We start from the raw sequence: 17,999 nt of genomic DNA, 5'->3' as shown, positions 1-17,999 counted from the left end.
GCTTTCTATCCTAGTACGGTGGGCGGTTAAGTTCCCTCACACCACCATGATTTTTGGATTAAGGAAGTGCACACCATGTCACAGTTTTCCGGCGTCGAACTCAACCACCAACTCATTGCGGGCACCTGGCGCGCGGGCAGCTCTGAGCGCAGCGCCACCGATAACAATCCTTTCGATGACTCAGTTATCACCGACATCCAGCAGGCATCGGCCGCCGATGTGGATAAAGCCTATGAGGCAGCCAGGAAGGCTCAACCTGAGTGGGCTGCGCTGACTCCATCGAAGCGCTCTGCCATCATCTACAAGGCTGCGGAGTTGCTGGAGGAAAAGCGTGCGGAGATCGTCGAATTGCTCATCCAAGAGTCCGGTTCCACCCGCAGCAAAGCAAACCTAGAAGTCACCCTGGCTGCCAACATCACGCGTGAGGCAGCGTCCTTCCCAGGGCGAACCCACGGCCGCATCTCGCCGTCGAATACCCAGGGCAAAGAAAACCGCGTTTACCGCGTCGCCAAGGGCGTTGTGGGCGTAATTAGCCCCTGGAACTTCCCACTGCACCTGTCCATCCGTTCGGTCGCCCCAGCGCTTGCTTTGGGCAACGCTGTGGTAATTAAGGCAGCCAGTGATACTCCGATTACCGGCGGGCTTATCCCGTCGCGCATCTTCGAAGAGGCCGGCGTTCCAGCCGGTGTTATCAGCAATGTCACGGGCTCGGGTTCTGAGATTGGTGACCACTTTGTCACCCACGCCATCCCGAAGCTGATTTCCTTTACTGGTTCCACCCCGGTGGGCCGCCGCGTAGGCGAGCTCGCTATCAATGGCGGTCCGATGAAGAATGTTTCTTTGGAGTTGGGCGGCAACGCGCCATTTATCGTGCTCGCTGATGCCGATGTCGACAAGGCCGCACAAGACGCCGCTGTCGGTTCTTTCCTCCACCAGGGCCAGATTTGTATGGCTATCAACCGCGTTATTGTCGATGCTTCCATCCACGATGAGTTCGTGGAGAAGTTCGTTGCAGCCGCCAAGCACATTCCTGCCGGTGATCCATTTGAGGATAAGACCATGGTGGGCCCAATCATCAACGACAGCCAGCTAGATAGCGTCAAGCAGAAGATTGCCCAAGCCAAGGAAGAAGGCGCACGCGTCGCGCTTGAGGGCCCGATTGAGGGCCGTCTGGTGCACCCACACGTGTTTACTGATGTCACCCGCGAGATGGAGATTGCGCGGGATGAAATCTTCGGTCCACTCATCGGCGTGCTCAAGGCTGACGATGAAACCCACGCCATTGAGTTAGCCAATGACCCTGAGTTTGGCCTGTCGGCAGCGATCTACTCCACCGACATTGACCACGCTTCACAGGTCGCGCTGCAGATCGAATCCGGCATGGTTCACATCAACGATCTGACGGTCAATGATGAACCACACGTGATGTTCGGCGGAATGAAGAACTCCGGTTTGGGCCGCTTTAACGGCGATTGGGCCATCGAGGAATTCACCGATGACCGCTGGATCGGCGTTAAGCGTAGCTAGCCAGATACTTTCCGGTCTGTGAGTTCTCAACCTTCATCAGGTCCTTTGGCGCACCGGCAAACACGATGGTGCCGCCATCAGAACCAGCGCCCGGACCCAGGTCAATGACGTGGTCTGCGTGGGCTACTACCGCCAGGTGGTGCTCAACGCAGACCACCGTGTTTCCAGATTCCACGAGGGTATCCAGCAGTCCCAGCAGCATGTCGACATCGGCCAAGTGCAGGCCGGTGGTTGGCTCATCGAGCACCAAGATATCCGCCGCTGCCTTCGAGCCCAAGTGAACAGCAAGCTTCAAACGCTGGCGTTCACCGCCAGACAAGGTGTTTAGCGACTGGCCCAAGGTGATGTAGCCTAGGCCGACGCTGACGAGCGTGTCACAAATCTTGGCGGCGGCAGCCACCTTGGATTCTTTGTCCTTGAAATACTGAGCTGCTTGATCAGCAGGCAGCTCGAGCACGTCAGCGATGTTCTTATCGGCGAGCTTGTAGCCCAGGACCTCATCATTAAAACGTCGGCCCTCGCATACCTCACAAGGCACATCGGCGCCGCTCATCAGGCCCAAGTCCACCCAGACCACGCCGGCACCATTGCAGTGCGGGCAGGCGCCATCAGAGTTCGCGGAGAACATCCCCGGCTTCACGCCGTGCTCTTTTGCAAAAGCCTTGCGGATAGAATCCAACGCGCCCGTGTACGTTGCCGGATTTGAGCGGCGCGAGCCCCGAATCGCGGTTTGATCCACAAACAACATCCGTCCTGAATCCAGCAAGTCCTGCGGCAAACACGCCATCAACGAGGACTTACCGGAACCAGCCACGCCCGTAATGGCGCTGAGCACACCAAGTGGAATATCTACATCGACGTTGTCCAGGTTGTTCTTCGATGCCCCGCGGATCTCCACCGCATCACTAAACTTCCGAACCTCCGCCTTGACCGGCACGCGGTCCCCCAAGTGCTTACCAGTTACGGTGTCGGATGCCTTCAGTTCCTCAAACGTGCCGCTGAAGGTAATCTCACCGCCGTGGGTACCCGCGCGCGGGCCCAGGTCAATGACGTGGTCTGCAATCTCAATGGTCTCGGGCTTGTGTTCAACCACTAGCACGGTGTTGCCCTTATCGCGCAGCTGCAACAAAGTGCGGTTCATGCGCTCAATATCAGCCGGGTGCAAACCGGCGGTCGGCTCATCAAAGACGTACGTTGCATCGGTCAACGCCGAACCCAAGTGACGCACCATGCGCGCACGCTGCGCCTCACCACCCGACATGGTTCCGGATGGACGCGACAACGTCAGATACCCCAATCCAATATCGATGGCGGTTTCTAGGGACGACGATAAAACATCGACAAGCGGTGCGACTCGCTTATCTTCTACCCCGCGCAGCCAGCCCAGCACCTCGTTGAGCTCAACGGCGCTGATATCCGCAATGGATTTGCCGTTGATCTTCGAGGTGCGCGCATGCTCCGCCAAACGGGTACCGCCACAATCCGGGCAGGACACGAACGTCACCGCGCGGTCAACGTATTCGCGCAAGTTCTTCTGCAAAGAATCCGGGTCCTTAGCCAGCAGCGAGCCTTTCAGGCGTGGCACCAGACCGTTGTAGGTCATGTTGATGCCGCTGGATTTCACCTTCTCATCCTCGGCGTAATACAGCTTGTGCTTTTCAGCATCCGTGAAGTCTTTGACCGGCTTGTCCGCGGAATAAAACCCGGACTCGGCGTAGGTTTTCCAGGACCAGGTATCCACCTTGAGGCCCGGCACCAAGATGGCGCCTTCATTGAGCGACAAGCTTTCATCGACCACGGCAGTCAGATCGATGTCAGAGACACGACCGGTGCCGTCGCAGTGCGGGCACATGCCGCCGGTGCGCTCAAAGGTGGTGACAGTCTTCTTGCCGTCATTGACGCTCATTGCGCCTTGCGCACTCACCGATGGCACGTTGAAGGAATATGCACCTGGGCCGCCCACGTGCGGCTCCGCGATGCGCGAGAACAGCACACGCAGCATGCCGGTGATGTCCGTGACGGTGCCGAAAGTCGAGCGCGTATTCGCAGCCAGTGGCTCCTGGCCCACGATGATTGCCGCGGTAAGACCTTCAAGGTGCTCCACGTCTGGGCGCGCGAGCGATTGCATGAAGCCTTGCACGAAACCCGGGTAGGTTTCGTTGATGAGACGCTGCGATTCAGCAGCGACGGTGTCAAACACCAGGGAGGACTTACCGGAGCCAGAGACACCGGTAAACACGGTCAGCTTTCGCTTGGGGATGTCAATGCTGACGTTTTTCAAGTTGTTGTCATTCGCACCAACAACGCGGATATGTTCTTGTCCAATCACTTGCGCAAGTTTACATTCATCACGTCTTAGCCACAGCGTGAACCGCGATCACAAACGCGCCCTGCAACTTCGAAAAGTCAGCAGGACGCGAAAGTATTTAAAGCGCGGTGGCTTTAGTGGTGGTGATGGTGTCCACCAGCGGCTGCCTCAGCAGCTTCAGCTGGCTTTTCCACAACCGATGCCTCGGTGGTCAAGACCATGCGTGCAACGGACGTTGCGTTGACCACTGCGGAGTGGGTGACCTTAACTGGGTCGATAATGCCGCCCTCAATCAGGTTGGCGTACTCCAAGGTGGAGGCGTTGAAGCCCTCACCGTTTGGCAGGTCAGCAATACGGGAAACAACAACAGCGCCGTCCAGGCCAGCGTTGGATGCAATCCAGTACGCAGGGCGGGTCAGTGCGCGGGCAACAGACAGGATGCCAATCTTGGCTTCATTGTCGAAGTCATTCGCGAACTCTTCCAAGCCCTTTGCAATCTGTACCAAAGCTGAGCCGCCGCCGGCGATGACGCCTTCTTCAACAGCAGCACGTGCCGCGTTGATAGCGTCTTCGACGCGCAGCTTGCGCTCGTTGACTTCGGTTTCAGTTGCAGCGCCGACGCGGATAACCGCGACGCCACCGGACAGCTTTGCCAGACGCTCTTCGAGCTTTTCCTTATCCCACGTGGAATCGGTGCGCTCGATTTCGCGGCGGATGAACGCGCGGCGCTCTTCCACAGCTTCAGCGGTGCCAGCACCGTCAACCAGGACAGTGTCATCCTTAGTCACGGTGATACGACGTGCGCGACCCAGAACCTCCAGGCCGGACTCGTTCAGGTTGACGCCAACCTCAGGGTCAATGACGGTTGCGTTGGTGACCACAGCAAGGTCATCCATGAATGCGGAACGACGCTCACCGAAGTAAGGCGCCTTCACAGCCGCGACCTTCAAGGTCTTGCGGATAGCGTTAACAACCAGCGCCTGCAGTGCTTCGCCTTCAATATCTTCAGCGATAATCAGGGTTGGCTTGTTGGATTCTGCAATCTTCTCCAGAAGTGGCAGGAAGTCCGGCAGGGAGGAAATCTTGTTGCGTACCAACAGGATCTGTGCGTCATCCAAAATCGCCTGGGAAGTCTCTTCCTCAGTAGCGAAGTAGGGAGACAGGTAGCCCTTGTCAAAGGAAATACCTTCGGTGATGTCCACGCTGGACTCCATCGACTGGGATTCCTCGACGGTAACAACGCCGTCCTTGCCCACCTTGTCCATGGCGCCGGCAACCATCTCGCCGATTTCTGCGTCACGGGAAGACACGGTAGCAATCTGAGAAATCTCAGTTGCGGAGTTTACCTGGGTTGCGCGAGCCTTCAGCTCTTCAACAACCTTCTCAGCTGCAGCCGCGATACCGCGGTTGAGCTCGATTGGGTTGGAACCTGCAGCAACGTTGCGCAGGCCTTCGAAGATGAGCGCTTGCGCGAGCAGGGTTGCGGTGGTGGTGCCGTCACCAGCGATGTCGTTGGTCTTGATAGCAACAGACTTCACCAGCTGGGCGCCGAGGTTCTCAAATGGATCCTCAACATCGATATCACGCGCGATGGTGACACCGTCATTGGTCACGGTTGGGCCGCCGAAGGACTTCGACAGCACCACGTTGCGGCCGCGTGGGCCGAGCGTGACTTTCACAGCGTCGGCGAGAGTATCTACGCCGCGCTGGATGCCCTCGCGGGCTTCTTGATCAAATGCAATCAGCTTTGCCATGTTTGGCTAAACCGCCTTACTTACTTCTCAATAACAGCGAGTAGGTCACGAGCAGACAGCAGCAAGAACTCTTCGCTGTCGTACTTGAGCTCGGTTCCGCCGTACTTGGAGAAGATGACAACGTCGCCGACGTTAACGCCAACTGGGGTCACTTCGCCCTTGTCGTTTGCGCGGCCTGGGCCGACTGCAACAACGGTTGCCTCTTGTGGCTTTTCCTTCGCAGAATCTGGGATAACCAGACCGGATGCGGTGGTGGTTTCTGCTTCTACGATCTGGACGAGAACCTTGTCCTCAAGCGGCTTAATGTTTGCCATGGTGATGATTCCTCCGTGTGAAATCTCTTAGTTGCGTTTGTGCCGGTTGCATCATTAGTCCAGCACAGCCGTCGTCGCGGGTGAACAACTGTGGGTCAAACAACCTTGATTAGCACTCTACCCGCGCAAGTGCCAGCTCTCAACCACAGCCCTCGCAACTAAAGTACGCTGTGCGCGAACGCCGGAAAACACCCCGCAAAAAGCAAAGCACTGCCCTCCTTTTCGGAGAACAGTGCCGGAATTGAAATTCGTTATTCTGCTGCCTGCGCCTTTTCCGCGGCTTCCGCACGGCCGGAGTTCAAAACAGCTGCGCGCCACAGGCGGTATTCTTCTTCGTTGTCTTCACGGTAGTTCTCCACCGCGCGAACAGAGTTTTCTACGCCTTCGATAATCTCATCGGTAACGTCTCCGCCCTCAGATTCCACGAAGATAACCGCGCCGGAAATCGCACGCAGTGGGTCCTGCAGGAAGGATGGATTGCCGGTATCCGCGGTGTTGCGTGCAAGCGATGCCACTGGGTTTGGTTCGGCGCCTTCGGCCTTTGCCTCAGCATTAAACAACGCTGCGTACAACGAGCCGTCTTCTTGGAATGCCACGGCAACGCGGTCTTCGGTAGCGCTGCCGAGGAACTGGTTTGCATGTTCCAGTTCGAACTCAATCTTGCGGCGGGTCAGGTCAGGGTTGACAAGGAATCCGGTGATCATGGAAAAGCCCACGCTCCTTTAACACACGTGCGTATTTGAATTATTGCAGTAATCAGTACCTAATCTAGCGTGTATTCCCAGCAAACGCTTCTTGTGCGCAGGAAACTTTCAGTGAACTTCGCGTTACTTATACTCGCCTGTTAGCCAGCCGCAGCAACCAGCGGGACTTCCACGTCCAGGGAAGTTTCAGTGCCTACGGCCAAACCGGATGGCGCAGCGCCTTCATGGATGAGCTGTCCGGCTAGGGCTGCAATCATCACACCGTTGTCGGTGCACAGCTCAAAGCGCGGAACGCGCAGTTCCACGCCAATCTCCGCGCAGCGCTGGGCTGCTAGTTCACGCAGGCGAGAGTTCGCGGCCACGCCTCCGCCGAGCAGCAGGACGCGGGCGCCGGTGTCTTCACAGGCGCGTACGGCCTTAGCGGTCAGCACGTCGCAGACGGCTTCCTGGAAAGACGCACAGACGTCTTCCACGGAAATCACGCGACCTTCGCGCTCGGCTTTTTCCACATAGCGTGCCACCGCAGTCTTTAAACCAGAGAAAGAAAAGTCGTGGCGGTGCTCGCCGCGCAGGTCTTCGGCACGGCTTAGGCCACGCGGGAAGGCAATATTGGCTTCGCCGCGTTTTGCTAGCTTGTCGATGACAGGTCCGCCCGGATAGCCCAATCCCAACAAGCGGGAGACTTTGTCATAGGCTTCGCCAGCAGCGTCATCGAGGGTGGAACCGAGTTCTTTCATCGGCTTGCCCACGGCATCAACTTCCAGCAATTGGGTATGACCGCCAGAGACTAATAGCGCTACGGAGTGGGGTAGTTCTTTGCCTTCTAGGTTGGCCACAGCGACGTGCCCGCCGAGGTGGTTTACGCCATAGAAAGGCACACCCCACGCGGATGCATAAGCTTTGGCTGCCGATGCCCCGACCAACAACGCGCCCGCCAATCCCGGACCGACCGCCGCGGCAACTGCGTCGGGTTTCTCAATGCCGGCTTCCTCGAGCGCGGCCGCCATCACCTGCGGCATGGCCTCCAAATGGGCACGCGAGGCGATCTCTGGCACGACGCCTCCAAAGCGTGCATGCTGCTGCATGGACGAGGCGACACTGTTGGCGATGATCTCCATGTGTCCGGCATCGGAAAGCTTGATGATGCCCACGCCGGTTTCATCGCATGAGGATTCAATACCTAGGACAATCATCATTCCTCCCCTGGAGTCTGTGTCTGAATTGGAGTCTGTGTCTGAATTTCACGTTTCATGGTGTGCGCATCGGCGCCTGAGGGCTGGTAGTAATTGCGGCGAATGCCAAGGTGCGCAAATCCATAATTTTTGTACATCTCGATGGCGGCCTCGTTGCCCACGCGCACTTCTAAGAATATCGGTGCGTGCTTTAAATCCGCGATGTGGCAGATATTGTCCATCATCATTCGGCCAATTCCGCGGCGCTGATGCTGCGGATCAGTGCCGATGGTGAGGATTTCAAACTCCGGATAATCCATGTTGCCGCGCAGCGCTAGGCCGGCGTAGCCCACCAGCAGGCCTTCGTCTTCGACGCCGAAGTAGAAGTTATACGGCTGGATGAATTCCTGCTCGAATACCTCGCGGTGCCACGGGGTTTCGCCGGGAAATAGGATCTCCTCGAGCTCGGCACAGCGTGCGGCATCGGCGTGGTTCAGCTTGCGCAGTTCCACTTAAAGCTCCACTTCTGGAATCGCTGCTGAGCGCGGCTTGGCCGCTGGTTCCTTGGCATCCGGACGGCGTAGATACAGCGGCACTAACGGCTGCGGGGTTTCGTCCAGAGCTGCGACCGCGGCCAATGCAGCAGTAGTCGGGCGCTGGTTAAGCACGCGCAGGGCACGCACAGATTCAGGAAGGCGTTCAACAAGATTCGCTGGGATGGAGATGATATCCAGCTCGCCTAACTCAGCGGGCACCTGCAAGTCTTCGGGACGCACCACGTTGGGCTCGCCTACGCGCTCTGCGGTGCCGTTCGTGATGCGGTAGTAGGCAAAGTAGATTTCTTTCCGCCGCGCATCGGTCGCGACCAACAGCGTTGCTGCTTCCTCGACGCTGGTTGCGACCTCGTGCGCGATTGCGTCATGGGTACACACACCGTGCAAGGGTATGCCGAGTGCTTGCCCCAGCGCCGAGGCGGTAGCCATGCCGACGCGCAGGCCGGTGAAGGGACCGGGACCAACGCCCACGGCAATGGCATCGAGGGCGTTGTAGCCGCTTGTCTGCTTGCCGATGACTTCTTCCACCGCCGGCATCAACTGCTCACTGAGCAAACGGGTGTCTTCAATGACCTGTTCATCGATCTGGCCGGATGAGGTATCAACTACACCGGTGACAAGGTCTGGGGTGGCGGTGTCTAGAGCAAGAACGCGCATTAGCCAACCATGAACCAGGTGTTATTTGGGTCCTTGATGAAGGTCATCAGGGCAGCTGGGTTGATGGGCTGCGCAGACTGCAGCTGGCCACACAAGTCAATGTTTTCGCGGAAGTGCTTCTCCGCGATTGGCTGGCCTTCCATTGGCAGCACCAGCATGTAATTGGTGTGCTCTGGGATAGCGCCGTTTTCATAGGTAAACAGTGCCGGGTCAACCCCGAGCTGCGCGATGTTTTCTTCCGTTACACCTGGACAGATTGGCATCACTGCGTTGATGTTTTCGCCCCAGACATCCAGCGGCGCCAAGGAAGTGCCGTGCAGCTCCATGTCGTCGACCTTTTCCATGCTGGATTCCAGATCGCCGGTGACAGCAGCCTCAGCACGGGTGGCGTTGAAGGCAATCAAGCCCATGAGCACGACTAGCCAGCCTGCAACAATAACGCCGATGAGTGCTTTGGACTTTTGCGAAATCATGGAACTCCTCTAAATTTGAAAAACTAGTGCATGGGGGTGTGAAGATTCACCGTTATACAGTACGCGCGATATCGCCTGTGTTAACAACCGGAGGCGAAAATTCAGGAATTGTCCACCCAACGCCAAGAAATGATGCGCGCGTGGGAATCCGGGTCTTCTTCCAGCGCGGATTCGCGGTCCAAGGAAATAAGCAGATAGCGCTCGGAAATCTGCTCCACTAATCCCCCGCCCCATTCGGCGATGACTACGGCCTCATCCAAGTCGGTGTCCAGGTCCAGCGAGTCGAGCTCGCCCAAAGGGTCGGTTGCGCCGGCTTCTTCGCCCAACAACCTGTAGGCATCCACGTGCACAAGAGCGGGACCGCCAACTAGGGAACGGTGCTCGCGTGCAATCACAAAAGTCGGTGAAGTTACCCGGCCTTTAACTTGCATGCCCCGTGCGATGCCCTGGGTCAGCGTGGTTTTTCCAGCTCCCAGTGGCCCGTCCATGATGAGCACGTCGCCGGCGCGCAAAGTCTTGCCTAGTGCCTCACCAAAGGCTTGGGTGTCTTCTGCGGTGGCGAATTCTTCGCGTCCTTCGAGTGGAAAACTCATAGGTCGATTCCTCCCTCGTAGATGCGCTTGGTGCGCCCGGTGGGGCGGCAGACAACTTCATAGTTGATGGTGCCAATGGCATCGGCAAGCTCTGTTGCACTTTGGCCGCCTTCGCCAAAAATGATGGCCTCATCATCGGCCTGCACGCCAAAAGGGTTCTCTCCCAAATCCACCACGATCTGATCCATGGAAACGCGTCCGACCTGAGGATAGGACTTGCCACCGATGGTGACGTTGAGTGAGCCCTGCACTGAACGCGGCAGGCCATCGGCGTAACCGACGGGCACAACCGCTAGATATCCATCTGCCGGGGCAGTCCATGTCAGGACATAACACGAAGACTCGCCTTGTTTGATGGGCTTGACGTTGACTATGTTCGCCGCCCACGTCATCGCCGGCTGCAGGCCATGTTCAACGCCCGCGATGGGTTCTAAGCCATAAGAGGCCAGGCCGACGCGCACCTGGTCAAAGTGCAAATCCTTGCGCGACAGGGTTGCTGGGGAATTTGCCAAGTGGTTAATCGGGCACTCCAAGCCCATCTCACGTGCACGCGCAATGGCCTCGCGGAACTCTGCCGCTTGGACATCGGTATGGGGATTTTCCGGTTCATCCGCGCACGCTAAGTGCGACATGAGGCCTGTGACTTCGATATGCGGGGCATCGGCAAGCAAGGCGAAAACCTCATCCCACAGCTGACGGTCCACGCCATTGCGGTGCATCCCGGTCTCCACCTTGATGACCACCTTGACCGGAACCTCAATCTCCACCAGCGTCTGAGCGTGGGCCAGCGATGGAACCCCGATAACGATGTCGGAGCTCAACGCATCCGAGAGATCCTGCTGCGGCTCCCACATCCACGCCACCAGCGGGGCATCAATGCCCAGCTTGCGCAGCGCGACCGCCTCATCCACCGTGGCACAACCGAGGACATCCGCGCCGGCTTTGAGCATGACCGGCGCGACCCGCTCCACGCCGTGGCCGTAGGCATCCGCCTTGACCACGCACATTAAGCGCACATCGGGGCCAACTAAATCCTTCAGCAGCCTAACGTTGTGCGAGATGGCATCCAGGTTGATTCGAGTGGAAAGAAGCGACATGGGCCTTATTGTAGGTCGGTTATTCCACGGTGACGGATTTAGCCAGGTTACGTGGCTGATCCACGTCATAGCCCTTGGACTCTGCAACCTTGCAGGCGAAGATCTGCAGTGGCACCGTAGCCAGCAGCGGCTGCATCAGCGTTGGGCTCTGCGGAATGCGGATGATGTGGTTAGCGTATGCCTCCACTGCCTCATCGCCTTCTTCAGCAATCACGATGGTGATTGCGCCGCGCGCGCGTACTTCCTGAATATTGGACACGACCTTGGAGTGCAAGGAATCGCGGCCGCGTGGCGATGGCACGATAACGAAGACCGGCTGGCCTTCTTCCACCAGTGCGATTGGGCCGTGCTTAAGCTCGCCCGCTGCAAAGCCCTCGGCGTGCAGATAAGCGATTTCCTTGAGCTTCAGCGCGCCTTCCAGTGCAACTGGGAAGCTAACGTGGCGGCCCAAAAACAGCACGGAAGTGGCGTCCTGCATGGACTGTGCCAGCTTGGTGACATCGTCCTTGCCGTCGATGACCTTCTGTACCTTGTCTGGCATGGCGCGCAGCTCAGACAGGATGGCCTCGACTTCGTCGGCGAACATGTTGCCGCGCAGCTGCGCCAGGTACAGGCCGAGGACATAGGTCGCGGTGATCTGCGCCAAGAAAGCCTTGGTGGACGCCACAGCGATTTCTGGACCAGCGTGGGTGTACAGCGCTGCGTCCGACTCACGTGGGATGGATGCGCCTTGAGTGTTGCAGATTGCGATAACCTTCGCGCCCTGCTGGCGTGCGTGGCGCACCGCCATGAGGGTATCCATGGTTTCACCCGACTGCGACAGAGCGACAACCAGGGTCTTCTCATTCACGATTGGGTCGCGGTAGCGGAACTCGTGTGCCAGTTCCACCTCGGTTGGGATACGGCACCAGTGCTCGATGGCGTAGCGCGCAACGTGGCCGGCATATGCCGCGGTGCCGCAGGCGATAACGATGATCTTGTCGATAGACTTCAGCAGCGACTCATCAATGCGCAGCTCGTCGATGGCCAGGTTGCCCTTTTCATCAACGCGGCCCATCAGGGTGTCACGCACTGCTGCTGGCTGGTCATGGATTTCCTTCTCCATGAAAGAAGCAAAGCCACCTTTTTCCGCAGCTGCTGCATCCCATTCGATGTCGAAGCGCTTGCCTTCTTGCGGGTTGCCTTCATAATCGGTGATGACAATCTCGTCGGCGGTGACGGTCACGATGTGATCGTTTTCCATCTCGACGGCCTTCTTGGTGTAGTCAATAAAGCCCGACACATCAGAGCCCAGGAAGTTCTCGCCCTCACCGAGACCAATAACTAGCGGGGAGTCACGGCGTGCAGCGACAATACGATCTGGCTGCTCGGCGTGGATGGCGAGCAGGGTAAAAGCACCATCGAAAAGCTGGCAAGCCTTGCGCATTGCCAAAGTCAGCTCGCCCGTTTCCTTGAACAAATCGCCCAAGACAGTCGCCGCGACCTCGGTATCGGTCTCGGATACGAAGTGATAGCCCTTCGCCTGCATCTCAGCCTTGAGCTCAGCAAAGTTTTCAATAATGCCGTTGTGAACCACAGCAATCTTGCCGCCCGCCACAACATGTGGGTGGGAGTTAACATCGCTCGGGCCACCGTGGGTTGCCCAGCGGGTGTGACCAATGCCAAGCACCGATTCTGGCAATGGGCGCGCCGCGATTTCGCCTTCTAGCGCCGCAACCTTGCCTGCCTTCTTACGCCAATGGACTTCCCCATCGGAGTACACAGCAAGACCTGCTGAGTCATAGCCGCGGTATTCCAAACGGCGCAGTCCCTCCAGGACAACATCTTCAGCAAAGTACTTACGGTTATCGGACGGGTGACCGGCATATCCTACGATTCCACACATGAGCCTAAACTTTACAACAGGTTATTGTATCTCATCGATCCAGGCAGAGCGTCAAATTTGCACATATTCCCGATAGCAGGGAAAACCGGCTGCAAAAAATTCTGAGCGGAGGGAGTTTTTCTACCCCTATTCTTTATAATTTCCCCGCATTTGGCGCAGTTGGTGCATCATCGAAAGTTATCTTGTTCTATCCTGGGTGATGTGTCTGCGAATTTGAAGAAACACCTGGCAACGTTGTCCAAGCGTGGAAGCCACCGCGTGCTCGTCGGCGATCTTGATTACGCCGGCCTGCCCGGCAAGGTCTACACCCCGGCGGAAGGCAAGGGTCTTCCAGCTGTCGCTTTTGGGCATGACTGGCGCAAAAGCGTCAAGGATTACCACGCCACGCTGCGCCACCTGGCTAGCTGGGGCTTTGTGGTTGTCGCACCGGACACCGAAACCGGGCTTATCCCAAACCACCGCAACTTGGCTGCTGACCTGGAGTCCAGCCTGCAGGTTGCTGCCGGCGTGAAGCTGGGCAACAGCAATATTTCTGTCTCCCCGCACAAGCTTGGTCTGATCGGCCACGGCATGGGTGGCGGCACTGCCATTTTGTCTGCTGTAGACAATGACAAGGTCAAGGCCGTTGGCGCCTACTACCCTGCTCAGACTTCGCCTTCTGCCGATGCCGCGGCGCGCCGCCTCGACATTCCTGGTCTTATCATCGGCTCCGGTCGCTCCGATATTTTCAACGCTGGTAACACAGCGAAGCTCGCCTACAACTTCGGCGGCGACGTTGTCTACCGCGAAGTTGAAAAGGGCACTCAGCAGGGTTTCTCCGAGGACCTGCTGTACAAGCTAGTTATCGGCTCTGGTGCTTTCCAGGCTTCGCAGGCGGAAATCGCCCGCGGCCTGATGGTTGGTTTCTTGCTGCACCAGCTCGAAGGCGATAAGACTTACTCTGATTTCTCCGAGCCAGATGCCGCTGCCAAGGGCGTTGAAAGCTACTTTGGCGACGAGCTTGCGAAGAAGGCCGGTGAGCCCACCAAGGATGAGCTTCTTCCTGCCAAGCAGGATTTCTAACCTAGCCTCTTCGCAGCACTGACTTCACCTGCCCCGGCGCCTTTCGCGGCGCTGGGGTTTGCTGTTTTTCTACCGGCTGCTGCACGGGCGTATCCTGCCCCGGCGGCGGTTGTTTCACAGCGCCCGGAATATCTGGCGTGCGGTAATCCAACGGACGATTTTGCGACACCGGCTGAGCATACTGTGCTGGCTGCGCTTGACCCCACTGCTGCCGTTGTTGCCCGTGCTGGCTGTGCTGGCTGTGCTGGCTGTGCTGGCTCTGTTTTGCTTGGGCGTCCTGCTTGGCTTGTGCCGCTGCTCGTTCCGCTGACTTTTCCAGGTCGCGCTGCGCTTTTTCCAGCGTCTTTTCAAATTCGGTGAGGCGCTCTGCTGCTCGCTTGCGAAACTGCTGCGCGAAATCTTCAAAATCCATTACCAAGCCCCTGCCTTTCGTGCCGGTGAACTACTTGACGAACTATCTACTGAGCTAGCAGCCGAACTACCAGCGGCACTTCCAGCTGCGCTGCCTGCATACTCTTGCGCTGGGGCCGAGCTTTCTACGACAATATCTGCCGCACCTGAGACCGCCTGCACCTTCTTCGGTGGCGGTGTGGGCTCAGGAACCTTCGACAAATCCTCCGGCGGTGGCTTCACGCCACCCTTCGGCTCTTCCGGTTCCGGTGTTGGCTCAGGAGCCGGTTCGGGCTCCGGTTCAGGTTCTGGTGCTGGCTCTGGAGTCTCTCCAAAGATTTCTAGATGCTCAGCAACGAAGAACATCAGCGCACCGATACTCAGGATGGCAACACCCGCACCGACCAGGCCTAGCAGGCTGCTGCAGCTGGTTGATTCCTCAACCTCGCACTTCTCCTCCTCCGTTGGCTCAGCAGGCACAGTTGGCTCTTCTGGCTCATCGATGCAGTCATCTGCTGGCTCAGGTTCGCAGCTCTCTACCGGCTTCGGCTCTGGCTTTGGTTCTGGTTTCGGCTCTTGCTGCTGCTTTTCCTCTGGTGGGCACTTTGGCTTCTCACACTCGGCCTTGTCTTTGCCCTTGTCTGTGCCCTTATCTTTATCCGTGTCTTTCGGCACGTTCGGGGTTTCTACCGGCTGGGTTGGCGTCGGATTCGACGGCTGCTGCGGCTTTGGGTTCTCCGCCGGCTGGTTCTGCGCCGGTGGGTTTTCTACCGGCATGGTTTCCACAGGCTTGGTCTCGTTTGGATTCTTCTTTTCCGGCTCGGGCTGTGGTTCAGGTTGTGCCTCTGGTTCCGGCGCAGGTTCTGGTTCTGGGCACGGCTCGACTTCCTTCGGCGGTGGTTCACAACCGTATTCACCGGCGGGTGGTTCAGGCGCTGGGCAGTTGCCCGTCTCTGGTGGTTCTTCCGGCAGTGGTCGATCGCAGATGCAATCGCACTTCTTAAGGAGTTCCTCGTAACACTTATCCAGAAAGTCATCACGGTCTTGGCACGTTCCCACGACCTGATCGTTGGTGTTTTCAATCAGGTAGTTTCCGGCCATCAGAACACCGGTTACCAGCATTCCCTGTGGGGTACGCCGCAGCACCTCGGTTAGCAGGGAAAGGAAGCCAGTGCTTGATTCAAGAATGCTTGACATCGCCGAATCAGATGTACTGCAAATATCGTCGATGGTGTCCGCGCACTTCTTGGAATCGTCAATAAGTGCGCTGCACTGATCATCATCTTCTTCGTCATCATTCAAGAGTTTCCTGATGCGGTCCGCAATCATGCCGCCACCAAACGACGTTATCGTTCCCAGAAGAAGGTTCTTTAAAAGCCCGCCAGCGATTCCAATGAGTCCTGCATTGCCCTTGCCTTTCTTGCCACTGCCACGACTATCGCGTTCTTCTCTGGTAGGGCCGACGGCGGCCTCGACTTGTTCGACGAGTTTGTAAGATTCGAGTCCGTCGGTGGCTTGAATTCGGTCCCAAATGAGTTCGAAGGGAGTCGACGGGCCCGCGTATTGTCCGGCGGAGGCGGCTTGGAACTCAGCGACTGTGGTTTGGAATTCTGCAAGCTTGCTGGAGGCTTGAGATGCGACTGAACTCATTTGCCCTCCCCAATCTCAAACTGGCGGAACGCGGCGGCTGAGCCTTCATCGGTAGCCTTGGCGGCGTCGAACTCAGCAATCGCAGCCCGCGCCGAGTTGGAGATATTCTGCAAGCGATAGTTGCGAAGCTTATGAATCGTTGCGAGCTTGGATTGGATACGGCGGGCGTAGCCGTCGAAGTCGCGGCCGGCAGCGGCCTGCGGGAAATGCGGCAGCCGCTGATTCAAAGCATCCTGACGCCCGGTGGTTTCAGCGATGAGGTCATTGAGTTTCCCGACGGCTTCGGAATGGTCGAAGTGTACATCAGACACGAAAAAGCCCTCCCCCTTTGATAAGTCCATGAATTCACACGAATTTGTGCGCTATCAATATTGGACTGGAACCTCGACTCGAAGGTTCCGGGGAAGGGCTAAAAAGTTTTAGCGGCGGCGTTTTTAAACGGCTGCGACTACCGCAGCGAGACGGCCAGCAACCTTGCGGGCCTGCTCTTCTTCGGCCGCTTCAACCATGACGCGGAACAGTTCCTCAGTGCCGGAAGGACGCAGCAGCACACGGCCGGATTCACCGAGTTCTTCTTCCGCCTGCGCGATAGCAGCGCGAACATCAGCAGAATCCATGATGGCCGCCTTGTTGGACACAGGAACGTTAATCAGCGTCTGTGGCAGCACGGTCATCACCGAAGCCAGTTCCTTCAAAGACTTGCCGGTCTTCGCCATGCGCGCCATCAGGGATAGGCCCGACAAGGTGCCATCGCCAGTAGTGCAGTCTTCAGGCAACACGATGTGGCCGGACTGCTCGCCACCGAGGGAGAAGTCTCCACGGATGAGCTCTTCGACCACGTAGCGGTCGCCCACCTTGGTCTCACGCACCTCAATGCCCTGTTCCTTCATGGCGAGTTTTAAACCCAGGTTCGACATCACTGTTGCAACCAAGGTGTTGAAGCGCAGGTTGTTTTCTTCCTTCATACCCACGGCCAAGATCGCCATGATTTGGTCGCCGTCAACCAGATTTCCCTCAGCATCGACAGCCAAGCAACGGTCAGCATCACCGTCATGGGCCAAGCCCAGGTGCGCACCGTGCTCGACAACGGCTTCCTGAGTCTTTTCAATGTGGGTGGAACCGCAGTTTTCGTTGATGTTGAACGCGTTTGGCTTGTTGTGAATCGGCACGACCTCCGCACCGGCAGCGCGGTAAGCTTCAATCGCGACGCGGGATGCAGCACCATTTGCAGCATCCACCACAACCTTCAAGCCGGACAGGTCTACAGCAACTGCCTCACGCAGGTGCTTCAGGTAGCGGTCACGGGCGTCAGGAGCCTCAGAAATAATCCGTCCCAGATTCGTACCAGTTGGGCCTTCCTCGCTCAAGCCTTCCATGGTCGCCTGAATCTGATCCTCGATGGAATCTGGCAGCTTACGGCCACCGGCGGTGAAGAACTTAATGCCATTATCCGGCATCGGGTTGTGCGACGCGGAAATCATGACGCCTAGGTCCGCACCGTAGTCATCGGTAAGAAAAGCGATAGCCGGCGTCGGCAACACACCAACCCGTACAACATCCACACCGCGCGACGCCAAACCAGAAGCGATAGCAGCATCCAGCATCTCACCAGAGACGCGAGGATCCCGGCCAATCACCGCCGTTGGTCGAAGTTCATAGGATTCACGGTCCGCAGTCAGCACTTCCGCCGCTGCTTGTCCCAGCTTCAACGCCAGAATCGGGGTGAGTTTCTTGTTTGCCAGGCCACGGACGCCATCAGTTCCAAAAAGTCGAGTCATAACAATAGATTATGCACGTTCGGTGCATGCTTCGCTGACTCGGGGCGGGAAACTATCGAACCCCGAAAACGAACAAACCCG

Annotated in this window: 17 protein-coding genes; 2 read left to right on the top strand and 15 right to left on the bottom strand. The window is 57.6% G+C overall.

What is annotated here, in order from left to right; translation table 11 throughout:
- Positions 1–75 precede the first annotated feature (75 nt).
- The gene (locus tag CCASEI_RS03120; protein WP_006823286.1) at positions 76–1,527 is read left to right on the top strand and encodes an aldehyde dehydrogenase family protein; all 1,452 of its coding nucleotides are present in this window, start codon (positions 76–78) and stop codon (positions 1,525–1,527) included.
- Here CCASEI_RS03120 and CCASEI_RS03115 read toward each other — a convergent pair.
- The 11 genes from CCASEI_RS03115 to glmS all read right to left on the bottom strand — a co-directional run bounded on the left by CCASEI_RS03115 (position 1,514) and on the right by glmS (position 13,038).
- On the bottom strand, positions 1,514–3,853 hold the full coding sequence (locus tag CCASEI_RS03115) for an ATP-binding cassette domain-containing protein (RefSeq protein ID WP_025387102.1): 2,340 nt from the start codon (positions 3,851–3,853) through the stop codon (positions 1,514–1,516). The two genes, CCASEI_RS03120 and CCASEI_RS03115, sit on opposite strands and share 14 nt — an antisense overlap.
- A gap of 116 nt (positions 3,854–3,969) precedes the next feature.
- Positions 3,970–5,589 (bottom strand): chaperonin GroEL, encoded by a 1,620-nt coding sequence (groL, locus tag CCASEI_RS03110; protein WP_006823284.1) that lies wholly within the window; start codon positions 5,587–5,589, stop codon positions 3,970–3,972.
- 20 nt (positions 5,590–5,609) lie between these two features.
- Positions 5,610–5,903, bottom strand: coding sequence for a co-chaperone GroES (groES, locus tag CCASEI_RS03105; protein WP_025387101.1), 294 nt, complete (start codon positions 5,901–5,903; stop codon positions 5,610–5,612).
- Positions 5,904–6,154: 251 nt separating this feature from the next.
- The gene (locus CCASEI_RS03100) at positions 6,155–6,607 is read right to left on the bottom strand and encodes a hypothetical protein (RefSeq protein ID WP_025387100.1); all 453 of its coding nucleotides are present in this window, start codon (positions 6,605–6,607) and stop codon (positions 6,155–6,157) included.
- A gap of 140 nt (positions 6,608–6,747) precedes the next feature.
- Positions 6,748–7,800: a tRNA (adenosine(37)-N6)-threonylcarbamoyltransferase complex transferase subunit TsaD gene (gene tsaD / locus CCASEI_RS03095; protein WP_025387099.1), complete on the bottom strand. Its 1,053-nt coding sequence runs from the start codon at positions 7,798–7,800 to the stop codon at positions 6,748–6,750.
- The gene (rimI, locus tag CCASEI_RS03090) at positions 7,800–8,291 is read right to left on the bottom strand and encodes a ribosomal protein S18-alanine N-acetyltransferase (RefSeq protein WP_006823280.1); all 492 of its coding nucleotides are present in this window, start codon (positions 8,289–8,291) and stop codon (positions 7,800–7,802) included. Before rimI ends, tsaD begins: the two co-directional genes overlap by 1 nt.
- Positions 8,292–8,990, bottom strand: coding sequence for a tRNA (adenosine(37)-N6)-threonylcarbamoyltransferase complex dimerization subunit type 1 TsaB (gene tsaB, locus CCASEI_RS03085; RefSeq protein WP_006823279.1), 699 nt, complete (start codon positions 8,988–8,990; stop codon positions 8,292–8,294).
- Positions 8,990–9,463: a hypothetical protein gene (locus tag CCASEI_RS03080; protein ID WP_006823278.1), complete on the bottom strand. Its 474-nt coding sequence runs from the start codon at positions 9,461–9,463 to the stop codon at positions 8,990–8,992. The genes tsaB and CCASEI_RS03080 overlap by 1 nt, the downstream gene beginning before the upstream one ends.
- Positions 9,464–9,564: 101 nt before the next feature.
- Positions 9,565–10,056 (bottom strand): tRNA (adenosine(37)-N6)-threonylcarbamoyltransferase complex ATPase subunit type 1 TsaE, encoded by a 492-nt coding sequence (gene tsaE / locus CCASEI_RS03075; protein WP_006823277.1) that lies wholly within the window; start codon positions 10,054–10,056, stop codon positions 9,565–9,567.
- Complete coding sequence (alr, locus tag CCASEI_RS03070; protein WP_025387098.1) at positions 10,053–11,153, bottom strand: alanine racemase; 1,101 nt, start codon at positions 11,151–11,153, stop codon at positions 10,053–10,055. Before alr ends, tsaE begins: the two co-directional genes overlap by 4 nt.
- Positions 11,154–11,172: 19 nt before the next feature.
- Positions 11,173–13,038, bottom strand: a complete 1,866-nt coding sequence (glmS, locus tag CCASEI_RS03065; RefSeq protein WP_025387097.1) for a glutamine--fructose-6-phosphate transaminase (isomerizing) — start codon at positions 13,036–13,038, stop codon at positions 11,173–11,175.
- 201 nt (positions 13,039–13,239) lie between these two features.
- On the opposite strand from glmS, the gene CCASEI_RS03060 reads away from it, so the two are divergent.
- The gene (locus CCASEI_RS03060) at positions 13,240–14,100 is read left to right on the top strand and encodes a dienelactone hydrolase family protein (RefSeq protein WP_006823274.1); all 861 of its coding nucleotides are present in this window, start codon (positions 13,240–13,242) and stop codon (positions 14,098–14,100) included.
- 1 nt (position 14,101) lies between these two features.
- On the opposite strand, the gene CCASEI_RS03055 is transcribed toward CCASEI_RS03060, so the two are convergent.
- From CCASEI_RS03055 to glmM, 4 genes are all read right to left on the bottom strand, one after another.
- Positions 14,102–14,512: a hypothetical protein gene (locus CCASEI_RS03055; RefSeq protein ID WP_006823273.1), complete on the bottom strand. Its 411-nt coding sequence runs from the start codon at positions 14,510–14,512 to the stop codon at positions 14,102–14,104.
- The gene (locus tag CCASEI_RS03050; RefSeq protein ID WP_006823272.1) at positions 14,512–16,140 is read right to left on the bottom strand and encodes a hypothetical protein; all 1,629 of its coding nucleotides are present in this window, start codon (positions 16,138–16,140) and stop codon (positions 14,512–14,514) included. Before CCASEI_RS03050 ends, CCASEI_RS03055 begins: the two co-directional genes overlap by 1 nt.
- Complete coding sequence (locus CCASEI_RS03045; protein ID WP_006823271.1) at positions 16,137–16,451, bottom strand: hypothetical protein; 315 nt, start codon at positions 16,449–16,451, stop codon at positions 16,137–16,139. Before CCASEI_RS03045 ends, CCASEI_RS03050 begins: the two co-directional genes overlap by 4 nt.
- A gap of 123 nt (positions 16,452–16,574) precedes the next feature.
- Positions 16,575–17,918 carry a phosphoglucosamine mutase gene (gene glmM, locus CCASEI_RS03040; RefSeq protein ID WP_006823270.1) on the bottom strand — a complete coding sequence of 448 codons (1,344 nt, stop codon included), beginning with the start codon at positions 17,916–17,918 and terminating at the stop codon, positions 16,575–16,577.
- Between the last annotated feature and the right edge of the window lie 81 nt (positions 17,919–17,999).

The sequence above is a fragment of the Corynebacterium casei LMG S-19264 genome (assembly GCF_000550785.1).
GTDB classification, from domain to species: Bacteria; Actinomycetota; Actinomycetes; order Mycobacteriales; family Mycobacteriaceae; genus Corynebacterium; species Corynebacterium casei.
Note: the sequence above shows the minus strand (reverse complement) of the source record. Positions and strands in the feature narration are given on the sequence as shown.